Source organism: Nocardioides jensenii JCM 1364 = NBRC 14755, from assembly GCF_001552535.1.
GTDB lineage: Bacteria > Actinomycetota > Actinomycetes > Propionibacteriales > Nocardioidaceae > Nocardioides > Nocardioides jensenii.
On record NZ_BCRJ01000002.1, the window covers coordinates 1 to 9,852 of the forward strand.

Annotated in this window: 13 protein-coding genes and 2 tRNA genes; 5 read left to right on the forward strand and 10 right to left on the reverse strand. The window is 69.6% G+C overall.

Annotated elements, in window-relative coordinates:
* On the forward strand, window positions 1-399 hold a 399-nt coding region (locus NJ4_RS00595), incomplete at its 5' end, for a restriction system modified-DNA reader domain-containing protein (RefSeq protein WP_157550526.1).
* A 77-nt stretch (window positions 400-476) separates the two neighbouring features.
* Here NJ4_RS00595 and NJ4_RS00600 read toward each other — a convergent pair.
* Together NJ4_RS00600 and NJ4_RS00605 are read right to left on the reverse strand one after the other, a co-directional pair.
* Window positions 477-552 (reverse strand) — tRNA-Lys (locus NJ4_RS00600).
* Window positions 553-627: 75 nt separating this feature from the next.
* Entirely contained in the window at window positions 628-3,060 is a 2,433-nt protein-coding gene (locus NJ4_RS00605) for a penicillin acylase family protein (RefSeq protein ID WP_067428622.1), read from the reverse strand.
* 67 nt (window positions 3,061-3,127) lie between these two features.
* On the opposite strand from NJ4_RS00605, the gene NJ4_RS00610 reads away from it, so the two are divergent.
* Entirely contained in the window at window positions 3,128-3,832 is a 705-nt protein-coding gene (locus tag NJ4_RS00610) for a Pr6Pr family membrane protein (RefSeq protein WP_067428624.1), read from the forward strand.
* On the opposite strand, the gene NJ4_RS00615 is transcribed toward NJ4_RS00610, so the two are convergent.
* Genes NJ4_RS00615 through NJ4_RS00640 form a run of 6 tightly spaced genes read right to left on the reverse strand, consistent with a single transcriptional unit; the run spans window position 3,823 to window position 6,891 of the window.
* A complete protein-coding gene (locus tag NJ4_RS00615; protein ID WP_067428647.1) occupies window positions 3,823-4,122 on the reverse strand; it encodes a GroES family chaperonin in 300 nt (99 codons plus the stop codon). The genes NJ4_RS00610 and NJ4_RS00615 overlap by 10 nt on opposite strands.
* Window positions 4,123-4,149: 27 nt before the next feature.
* The gene (locus NJ4_RS00620; protein ID WP_245644393.1) at window positions 4,150-4,398 is read right to left on the reverse strand and encodes a DUF3618 domain-containing protein; all 249 of its coding nucleotides are present in this window, start codon (window positions 4,396-4,398) and stop codon (window positions 4,150-4,152) included.
* A 52-nt stretch (window positions 4,399-4,450) separates the two neighbouring features.
* The gene (locus NJ4_RS00625) at window positions 4,451-5,206 is read right to left on the reverse strand and encodes an energy-coupling factor ABC transporter ATP-binding protein (RefSeq protein ID WP_067428627.1); all 756 of its coding nucleotides are present in this window, start codon (window positions 5,204-5,206) and stop codon (window positions 4,451-4,453) included.
* Window positions 5,206-5,871, reverse strand: coding sequence for a cobalt ECF transporter T component CbiQ (gene cbiQ / locus NJ4_RS00630; protein WP_067428630.1), 666 nt, complete (start codon window positions 5,869-5,871; stop codon window positions 5,206-5,208). The genes NJ4_RS00625 and cbiQ overlap by 1 nt, the downstream gene beginning before the upstream one ends.
* 4 nt (window positions 5,872-5,875) lie before the next feature.
* Complete coding sequence (locus tag NJ4_RS25870; protein WP_067428632.1) at window positions 5,876-6,208, reverse strand: PDGLE domain-containing protein; 333 nt, start codon at window positions 6,206-6,208, stop codon at window positions 5,876-5,878.
* Window positions 6,205-6,891 (reverse strand): energy-coupling factor ABC transporter permease, encoded by a 687-nt coding sequence (locus NJ4_RS00640; protein WP_067428635.1) that lies wholly within the window; start codon window positions 6,889-6,891, stop codon window positions 6,205-6,207. The genes NJ4_RS25870 and NJ4_RS00640 overlap by 4 nt, the downstream gene beginning before the upstream one ends.
* 67 nt (window positions 6,892-6,958) lie before the next feature.
* On the opposite strand from NJ4_RS00640, the gene bcp reads away from it, so the two are divergent.
* The 3 genes from bcp (at window position 6,959) to NJ4_RS00655 (ending at window position 8,575) form a co-directional block, all read left to right on the forward strand.
* The gene (gene bcp, locus NJ4_RS00645) at window positions 6,959-7,432 is read left to right on the forward strand and encodes a thioredoxin-dependent thiol peroxidase (protein WP_067428637.1); all 474 of its coding nucleotides are present in this window, start codon (window positions 6,959-6,961) and stop codon (window positions 7,430-7,432) included.
* A gap of 38 nt (window positions 7,433-7,470) precedes the next feature.
* Window positions 7,471-7,555: transfer RNA gene (locus tag NJ4_RS00650), tRNA-Leu, on the forward strand.
* 132 nt (window positions 7,556-7,687) lie between these two features.
* On the forward strand, window positions 7,688-8,575 hold the full coding sequence (locus tag NJ4_RS00655) for a bile acid:sodium symporter family protein (protein WP_067428640.1): 888 nt from the start codon (window positions 7,688-7,690) through the stop codon (window positions 8,573-8,575).
* Here the strand turns inward: NJ4_RS00655 and rdgB are convergent.
* Window positions 8,550-9,197, reverse strand: coding sequence for an RdgB/HAM1 family non-canonical purine NTP pyrophosphatase (gene rdgB, locus NJ4_RS00660; RefSeq protein WP_281178221.1), 648 nt, complete (start codon window positions 9,195-9,197; stop codon window positions 8,550-8,552). The two genes, NJ4_RS00655 and rdgB, sit on opposite strands and share 26 nt — an antisense overlap.
* The coding region (gene rph / locus NJ4_RS00665) for a ribonuclease PH (RefSeq protein ID WP_067428643.1) at window positions 9,190-9,852 on the reverse strand (663 nt) is incomplete at its 5' end. The genes rdgB and rph, both read right to left, overlap by 8 nt.

Here is a 9,852-nt window from a genome sequence, read left to right on the forward strand (position 1 = left end):
GGTCGAGGACACGGCGGCGAACGCGAGGGCCAGCGCGGCCCCCGCCGCAACCGTCTCGCCCTGCTCGTCGAGACCGGCGCCCTCAAGGCCGGCGACAGGCTGGTCTGGCGTCGCCCGCGATCCGGCGAGGAGTTCGCCGCCACGATCACCGACGACGGCCAGATCCGTCTCGAGGACGGCACCCTCCACGACTCCCCCTCCGGCGCCGGCAAGGCGCTGAACGGCTACGACGCCAACGGCTGGACCAACTGGCGCATCGAGCGCACGGGCGAGAGCCTGCGCGATGCCCTGCTCGGCCTGCGAGATGAGCGGAGACGCGGCAGTGAATCCGCTGATGGTGGTCGAGCGGGCCGCGCGGCCCAGGGACGAGGCCGCGATCGGCGTGCCGAGACCCCATGACGCGGTCGCGGCAGCGAGCACAGACTCCGTCACACTGAACGCAGAAGGCCGGATCCCGAGGGATCCGGCCTTCTGGTTGGTACGGCATCAGGGACTCGAACCCCGAACCCGCTGATTAAGAGTCAGCTGCTCTGCCAATTGAGCTAATGCCGCTTGACGCGAGAGAAACATTAGCAGCCGGTGACCCCGGAGAAAAATCGAGGCGAACCCGATCCGGTGTGACCTCGCCTACCCGGTGACGACCGTCTTCGACACCTGCTGGGCGGCGATCTGCCGCGCGGTCCACGGGAACGCGACCCAGCGCTCGGCAGCGTACAACCTGGTCTGGTCCGCGGACCACGGAGAGCGCGGATTCTCCGACTGGGAGTAGGTCAGGATCGTGCGCGCAGAGACCCGGCCGTCAGCCAGGAACGCCACCGACTGGATGTGCGAGGAGCCGTAGGTCACCGGCGACCAGAACTCGTCGTTCTGCTCCGGCGTCCGCACGGTCAGCACGTTGGCGTTGCCGGCGGCATGCGAGCCGCCACCGAGGTGGATCGGCGGCGCACCACGGTCGCCGGCGACCTGCAGCGAGCCCCAGGTCGCGTCCATCGCGATGCCCTGCGCACGCAGGTGGGCGATGGCGTCCTTCATCGCCTTCACCGTGCCCTGGTTGCCGGGCACCAGCCCCCGTGGGGTGTTCAGCGGATCCTGGGCGTCGAACGGCTTCTTCCAGATGCCTCCGCCGGGCAGCCTCTTCACGAACTCCTCGAAGATGTGGTTGCCCACCGACGTCGCGTCACTGTGCCCGTCCCAGGCCCGGAGCACGTCGCACGCGTCGCCGCCCTCGGCCGCCCGGCAGACCGTGTCGAGCGCGCCGTCAACCCGCATCACCTCGGCACCCATCACCCGGTTCTGGTATTCGAAGGAGGCCAGCTGGGTCGGGGAGATCCGGCGCCCGCCGGCGATCGCATCGGTCGGGTAGCGATAGACCATCCGTGTGCGCATCGAGCGCTCACACCGCTCGCAGCCGATGATCTTGGGGTAGCCCTCCAGCGTCTGCCGCGGGTTCGGCAGCCAGTAGGAGTCGTTGGCGTTGGCCACCCAGTCGCGGCGGTAGGCCACGGGCAGGTTCTTGGGTCCGAGCACCCCCGGGCGCGCGGCGTCTGCGTCGTTCTTCCAGGCGCACGGGCCGTCGGCCAGGGCGCCGTTGAGGCCGGGCAGTCCGGCCACCAGCATCAGCACCTGACCCACCGGGGTCATGCAGGTGTTCAACATCGAGTTCGGCACGTTCGGCACCACCGAGTGGTCGGCGTAGGCGACGTTGCCGGCCCGGTCGGCGGCGATCGTGTTCACCCACGGGATGCCGCCGCCCCTGTCCTGGCGGCGGATCAGGTCACGCACACTGGTCGCCTGCCCCATGTCGAGGAACGAGTCGATGGTGCGCAGCTGCTCGCCGTTGGCGTCGCGGATCGCCCAGAGGGTGGCCGGCCCCCACGGCATCAGCATGTCGGGAGCGTCGATCACATAGCCCTGGTCGGTGCGATAGACGTCCTCGCGCACGGTCTTCGACGAACCGTCGTCCTGGCGCACCCGCACGTCGACGAACCGTCGTTCGAGCTGCCGTGGCCCCTTCGGTCCGACGTACGTCGTCGTGCCGGGAACCGTGACGTACTCGTAGGGCGTGAAGCGGTAGGCGGTGGAGACGGTGTGGCTCCAGGCGACAGTGTCGTTCCAGCCGATGTTGACCGCCGGAGAGCCGATCAGCGAGGCACCGGCCACGTTGTAGACACCCGGAATCGTCAGGTGCTGCTGGGAGAACCGGAACCGCCCCCGCCACGGGAAGTGCGGGTTGCCCAGCACCATGCCGCGCCGGGTGGTGGTGCGGTCGCCACCGATCGCGGTGGCGTTGGAGCCGAACGGCGCGTCGGGGTCCTTGCCGAGCGCCTTCAGCAGCGCGGCCTTGTCGACCTTCGAGGCCGCCTTCGTCAGGTCCGCCAGGGTCGGCACGGCCGGGAGCCCCGGGACCTGCGGCAGCCCGGGGTCGGTCAGGGTGGCCGGCGAAGCGTCGACGATCTGGGCCGCGAAGTGCCCCGTGGAGGCCATGATGTTGGCCAGGTAGACGCCGTACCAGAGGTCGAGCGAGGTGGCCTCGAGATCGAGGTGGTCGGCACCCGCGCACTCCGGGTCGGTGATGCCGTCGGCTCCGCCCTGATCGTCGATCCAGGCGTTGATGCCCGCGGTGTAGCCCTCGACCAGCTTCTTCACCCGCGGGCTGGGGCCACGCACGGGATCGGCCAGCAGCTTCTCCACGACGTGACGGTTGCGCAGGTCGCCGACCAGGGTGTCGACCTGCAGGTTCGTTCCGGCGATCGCCACCTGGTCGTCGTACGACCCCTCGCCGAAGTAGAGCGACCGCTCGCCACGGCCGGTGATCACGGTGTCGGCGAGCGTGCAGATCGACGACCCCGCCGCCGCGTACCCGCTGCCGAAGCCGAGGGACCCGAAGTCGTCGGCGACCACGTGCGGGATGCCGTGCCGGGTGGTCGTGATCGTCGCACGGTACGTCGGCGCGGCCACTGCGGTGGGAGCCGCCGGCTCGGCCGAGGCCCCGAGCCGGGGAACGGCGAGCACGGGCACGAGCAGGGCCAGGGCACCGACGAGCAGCAGGCGAGGTTGCATGAACCAACAACGTGGACGTCGCCGGAAAGGTTATGCAGGTCACACTCGGTGGCCCTACGCTCAGGCCATGGCAGCCACCCAGGACCGGCCGGCGAGTGCCTGGCACCTGCTGACCGCGGTGGTGACGGCCGGGGCGTTGGTCCTTCAGCTCGTGCTCATCGTGCAGGGCAACACCGTGCTCGACGAGAGCGAGGCCCCGGGCCTGGGCACCCGGCTGATCCGCTTCGCCAGCTATCTGACGATCTGGAGCAACGTGCTGGTCGCCTGGTCGGCGGCCACCCTGGTGTCGAACCCGTTCCGCCACGGCGGGCGGGCCTGGCGGGCCCTACGCCTCAACGCCGTCGTGCTGGTCCTCGGCGGCGGCATCGTGCACTTCTTCCTGCTCCGCCCGATCCTGGACCTCGACGGGGCGGACCTGCTCGCCGACAAGCTGTTGCACGTGGTGGTGCCGATCCTCGCCGTCATCGGGTGGCTGGGCTTCGGGCCACGGAACCGGGTCACGCGTGGTGACCTGGTCCCCTTCCTCGTGCTGCCGGTGCTGTGGCTGGTCTGCACGCTGGTGCGAGGACCGTTCGCGAGCTGGTATCCCTACCCGTTCATCGACGTCGACGAGCACGGGTACGGCGCCGTGCTGGCCAACTGTGCGGGTGTCACCGTGCTGATGCTCGCGCTCTTCGCCGGCGCCCTGTGGCTGGACCGGTGGCTACCGCCCAGGCCGGCGCAGCGGGACCGTGCCGTGGAGCCGGAGCCCGGGGCCACGACTCAGAGGTAGAGGCCGGTCGACTCGTCGGCCAGACGCTCAGCGGCGACCGCGTGGATGTCGCGCTCGCGCATCACGACGTAGAGCTCGCCGTTGACCTCGACCTCGGCCTTCTCCTCGGGGTCGAAGAGCACCCGGTCGCCGATCTCGACGGCGCGTGCGTGCGGTCCGACGCCGACGACCTTCGACCAGGCCAGGCGACGACCGCCCATGGCCGCTGTCGCGGGGATCACGATGCCACCGGCCGAGCGCCGCTCGCCGGTGTCCTTGTCGAGCTCGACCAGAATGCGGTCGTGCAGCATCTTGATCGGTGTCTTGTCACTCACGGATCAGTTGACGACCTTGCGGATCACGCCGAACAGGACGATCACGCCGACCACGCCGCCGAGGACCTTGAGGATGTTGTCGGTGCGCGGTGCGCCGGTGTTCACGTCGACGAAGTGGGCCTTCACCGAGGCCACCTCGCGACTGATGATGGTCTTGGGGTGCGCCCGGTGGGCGAGCAGGTCGATGGTCTGGGCAAGCCGCTCGCGCGTCTGCTCGATCTCGCTCTCGATCGAGCTGATCTCGTTGGCCACGATCAATCTCCTGGTTCGTCCGCCACGAAAATGTGACTGCGTCGGTGGTGCGTCAGTTGGGAACGTTACCAATGGTTCGCGGGTCGAAGCCGAACGGGAGTTCCAGTCGGTTCGCGGCCATCAGCGCGTCGTCGGTCAGGACGTCGTACGTCGCCCCGTCCGCGGCCACCACTCCCCCGTGCAGCACGACCGAGCGCGAGCACAGCTCGAGGGCGTAGGGCAGGTCGTGGGTGACCATCAGGACCGTGACGTCGAGCGAGCGCAGGATGTCGGCGAGCTCGCGCCGGGAGGCCGGGTCGAGGTTGGAGGACGGCTCGTCGAGCACCAGGATCTCGGGCTCCATCGCCAGGACCGTCGCGACCGCGACCCGTCGCCGCTGACCGAACGAGAGGTGGTGCGGCGGGCGATCGACGAAGTCGGCCATGCCGACCCGGTCGAGAGCCTCGATGACGACCTTGTCGAGCGCGGCGCCCTTGATGCCCTGGTTGGCCGGTCCGAAGCCGACGTCCTGGCGCACGGTCGGCATGAACAGCTGGTCGTCGGGGTCCTGGAAGACGATGCCGACCCGGCGACGGATCTCCTTGAGGTTCTTCTTCTCCACCGGCATCCCGCTCACCGCCACCGTCCCGGCGCCGGCGGTGAGGATTCCGTTCAGATGCAGCACCAGCGTGGTCTTGCCCGCCCCGTTGGGGCCGAGGAGCGCGACCCGCTCACCGCGGTGCACGTGCAGGTCGACGCCGAACAGCGCCTGGTGGCCGTCGGGGTAGGCGAAGGCCAGGCCGCGGACGTCGAGCACGGGGGTGGCCATCAGGGCATCCGTCCGTCGTAGCCGCGCGAGAGCATCGCCAGGTGCACGCGCTCACCGCGCTCGTAGGAGCGGATGAACAACGCGCCGAGGGTGCGGGCCAGCATCGGCCAGTGCCGCGGGGAGCGCGGGTCGCAGCCACGGGATCGCATGCCGGTGACCATACGGCGCAGCTCGTCGGTGACCACGTCGAGGTAGCGGATCATGAAGCTCATGATCGACACGATCTGGTCGGGCATCCGCAGGGTGCGCAGGCCGCGCAGCACGTCGACGGGCTCGGTGGTGGCGGCCAGGGTGAGCGAGGCCACCACGCCCAGGGTGGCCTTGGCCAGGAAGCCGCCGGCGGCGAGGAGCCCCGGCTCTGAGACGCTCACGCCGAGCACGTCGATGCGCGGACCGGTGGCGATGAACGGCATCAGCAGCGCGAAGACCACGAACGGGACCTCGACCACCATGCGTCGTGCGATGTAGAGCAGCGGCACGCGCGCGACCAGGATCAACGTCACCAGGACCAGCGCGTAGCCACCGAAGACGGCGTACCAGTGGTGCGGTGTGGCCACGACGGTGAGCATGAAGACCAGCAGCACGACGAGCTTCCAGTGGGCGCGCGCCCGGTGGATCGCGCTGTGGCCGTGGAAGAAGAGCCGGTGCCCGTGACCGGCACCCATGACCTCAGGCCTCGTCGCCGGCGCCGATGCCGGCACCAGCCTCGCCGTCGCCGCGGCGGCGTACGACGAGGAAGAGGCCGCCGGCGAGCACGAGCACCACGGCACAGCCGACCACGCCGGCAAGTCCGCCGCTCAGCCGCGCGTTGTCGACGCCCTTGACCCCGTAGTCGGCGAAGGGACTGTCGGAGGTGGCGGAGTCCTTGGCGGAGTCGCCGAACCCGGTCTTGCCGGCGACGTACTCGAGCCCGTCGGGGTGCGAGCTGGCGTAGTAGCTGCCCACTCCGGCGACGAGCAGCGAGACGAGCAGGAAGATGGCGAAGAACTTGCGGGACCTCATGCGACGGCCTTCCGGATCTCGAGTTCGCGGGCGGCCAGCAGGTGGCGGGCGCCGTGGACGAGGTCGGGCCTCGAGGCCACGACGGAGCCGACGACCAGGGCCGTGATCACGGCCTCGCCGATGCCGATCACGACATGCCAGCCGACCATCGCGACCAGCACCTTGCCGGAGTCGACCGGCGCGGTGCCGCCGATGACGAACAGAGCGGCGAAGGCCAGGGCCGCGGTGGGCACGCTGACCAGTGCGGCGACGGCGGCGGCGGGAGCCACCATCGACGTCCGGCGGGGCAGCACGGAGAGCAGGCCGCGGAAGACCAGCCAGCCGGCGACGACGCCGACGATGCCCATCAGCGTGATGTTGGTGCCGAGCGCGGTCACTCCCCCGTCAGCCATCAGCAGCGCCTGCACGAGCAGGACGACGCTGAGGCACAGCACGGCGGTGAACGGGCCGGCCAGCACCGCCGCGAGCACCCCGCCGAGCAGATGACCGCTGGTGCCGCCGGCGACCGGGAAGTTGATCATCTGGGCCGCGAAGACGAACGTGGCGACCAGCCCCGCCAGCGGGGCGGTACGGTCGTCGAGTTCCTTGCGTGCACCGCGAAGGGCGACCGCCACGCCGGCCACGGCCACGACACCGGTCGCGATCGAGGTGGGCGCGTCGAGGAATCCATCAGGTACGTGCATACTGCGCAGCCTACGTTGTTGCACATGGTGTGCAACAACTGCCCGAACGGTCAGGAGGACCCCTACCTTGAGCGAGCAGCGACTCTCCCCCGGAGACACCGCCCCCGACTTCACCCTCACGTCCGACGCCGGCGACCAGGTGTCGCTGAGCAGCCTGCGCGGCAGCAAGGTGATCGTCTACTTCTACCCGGCCGCGATGACGCCGGGCTGCACCAAGCAGGCCTGCGACTTCACCGAGTCCCTCGACTCCCTGAAGGCTGCGGGCTACGAGGTGCTCGGCATCTCGCCCGACAAGCCGGAGAAGCTGGCCAGGTTCCGCGAGCGCGACGGGCTGACCATCACCCTGATCTCCGACCCGGACAGGGCGGTGATGACGTCGTACGCCGCGTTCGGTGAGAAGAAGCTCTACGGCAAGCTCGTGCAGGGCGTGATCCGCTCGACCTTCGTGGTCGACGAGGACGGCAAGATCGAGGTGGCGCAATACAACGTCAAGGCCACCGGTCACGTGGCCAAGCTGCGTCGCGACCTCGCCCTCGACTGAGCTCTCGCGAGCCCCCGGCCCTAGACTTTCGCGGGCCGGCCGGAGTGGTGGAATTGGCAGACACGCAGGTTTTAGGTACCTGTGCCCTAGGGCGTGGGGGTTCAAGTCCCCCCTCCGGCACCAGAGCGACCTCCCCGAAGATGCAGCAAGCCGCATCCCCGTGCGCGGCCTGGCTGGCTGGCCTTCGGGGTGATCGGGCACCCGCTTGGGCCTGAATCCAGCTCGCCCGGTCTGATTTGTCCCTAGAGTCCGTGCATGGACTCCGCATTGACCACGGTCGGTCTGCCCATCGCCCTCGGCATCATCATGTTCGGGCTCGGGCTCGACCTGACCATGGCGGACTTCAAGCGGGTCGGCCGCCACCCGAGGGCGGTCGCGGTCGCACTGGGGTGCCAGCTGCTGCTGCTTCCGGCCGTGTGCTTCGGTCTCGTGCTCGCCTTCGACCTTCCTGCCCTGCTCGCCATCGGCATGCTGCTGCTGGCCGCCTCCCCCGGCGGTACGACGGCCAACCTGTTCAGCCACCTGTTCCGCGGAGACGTGGCACTGAACATCTCGCTGACCGCGATCAACTCGATCATCTCGATCGTCACCCTCCCGTTGATCACCAACCTCGCGATCGCCTACTACGACAAGGGCGACAGCATCTCGATGCCGATCGGCGAGGTCGTGCAGGTGTTCGCGATCGTGCTGATCCCGGTGGGCGTCGGCATGCTGGTGCGCGACAGGAGGCCGTCGTTCGCGGCCGCCATGGACAAGCCGGTGCGCATCGCCTCCGCGATCATCCTCGCCGCCCTGGTGCTGGCCATCCTCGTCGACCAGCGCGACAACGTCGTCGACTACCTCGGCGACGTCGGCCTGGTGGCGGCGCTGTTCTGCGCGATCAGCCTGACGGCCGGCTACTTCGTGCCGAAGGCGTTCGGCATCATCGACCGCCAGGCGATCGCGTCATCCATGGAGATCGGCGTGCACAACGGCACCCTGGCCATCTTCGTCGCCGTCGAGATCCTCGAGAGCACCGAGGCCTCGGTGCCGGCCGCGGTCTACTCGATCGTGATGTTCGTCTTCGCGACGCTCTGGGGCCTCACCCTGGTCCGGCTCCTCAGTCGCGACGAACCGGTCAGCGCCCCGACAGCACGCGGCTGACCAACGGCGCGATCTCGCGCAATGCCTTGCCCCGGTGGGAGATCGCGTCCTTCTCCTCGCGCGCCAGCTCGGCGGTCGTGACGTCGTACCCGTCGGCCGCGAAGAGCACGTCGTAGCCGAAGCCGCCGGACCCGCGCACCTCGCGGAGGATGCGGCCGTCCATGCGTCCGTGCACCACGTGCTCCTCGACGTTGCCGTCGCCGGCCGGGTGGCAGAGCGCCACCGCGCAGGTGAAGAACGCCGTACGGCGAACGTCGGGCACGTCCTCCAGCTGGGCCAGCAGCAGCTCGTTGTTGCGTGCGTCCTGCCCCAGGGTCGAACTCCGAGGAGGCCCCGACCAACGCGCCGACAGCACGCCGGGCATGCCGTTCAACGCGTCGACACAGAGCCCGGAGTCGTCGGCAAGTGAGGGCAGACCAGTCGCCGCGACACCGGCCCTGGCCTTGAGCAACGCGTTGCCCTCGAACGTCGGCTGGTCCTCGACCGGTTCGTCGTACGCCGGCACGTCGTCGAGCCCGAGCACGCGGATGTCGGGGATCAGCGGTGCGAGGATCCGCTGCATCTCCTCCAGCTTCTTCGCGTTGCGCGAGGCCAGGAAGACCTCGACCTCACGTTCAGGCACGCTGCCGCTCCACCGCCAGCGCCTCGGTCTGGAGGCGGGTGAGGTCGGCGCAGCCCTTCTCGCCGAGCGCGAGCAGCGCGTCGAGCTCACCGCGGTTGAACGGTGCGCCCTCGGCGGTGCCCTGCACCTCGATGAAGGAGCCGGTGCCGGTCATCACGATGTTCATGTCGGTCTCGGCACGCACGTCCTCCTCGTAGGGAAGGTCGAGCCGAGGGACGCCGTCGATGATGCCGACGCTGACCGCAGCCACGGAACTGGTCAGCGCACCGGTGACGCCGAGGTGGGCGCAGGCGTCGGCCAGGGCGACGTACGCCCCGGTGATCGCCGCGGTGCGGGTGCCGCCGTCGGCCTGGAGCACGTCGCAATCGAGCTGGATGGTGTTCTCACCGAGAGCCTCGTAGTCGATGACCGCGCGCAGTGAACGGCCGATCAGCCGGGAGATCTCGTGGGTGCGGCCGCCGATGCGGCCCTTGACCGACTCGCGGTCCGAACGCGTGTTGGTGGAGGCGGGGAGCATCGCGTACTCGGCGGTCACCCACCCCAGGCCCGAGCCCTTGCGCCAGCGGGGCACGCCCGCGGAGGCGGAGGCGGCGCACAGCACGCGGGTGCGGCCGAACTCGACCAGCACCGATCCGGCCGGGTGGTCGAGCCAGTC